At 76.5% G+C, this 230-nt stretch carries 1 pseudogene; it reads right to left on the bottom strand.

Features of this window, described 5'->3' with window-relative positions:
* Positions 1 to 128 precede the first annotated feature (128 nt).
* A pseudogene (locus CQZ88_RS31335) lies at positions 129 to 230 on the bottom strand (VOC family protein); the annotation flags it as partial.

Consider the following 230-nt stretch of genomic DNA (forward strand, 5'->3'; position numbering starts at 1 on the left):
CCACCCCGCACCCCGGCACGTCCGTGATGCACGACCGGGAGTGTCTCCGCGAGCGCACCGCGTCGCCGGCGACCGCGCCGACGGGGCGGGATCGAATCCCGCCCCCGGGGCCGCGCTGCCGCCGTCGCTCAGTGCCCTCCCGCCACGCAGAACTGGTTGCCGTCCGGGTCGGTGAGCGTCACCCATCGGAACCCGCCCATGTCCTGGCGGTGCACCTCACCCGCGCCCGC

Origin of the sequence: Rhodococcus sp. ENV425 (assembly GCF_002887785.1) — a bacterium.
GTDB classification, from domain to species: Bacteria; Actinomycetota; Actinomycetes; order Mycobacteriales; family Mycobacteriaceae; genus Rhodococcus; species Rhodococcus aetherivorans.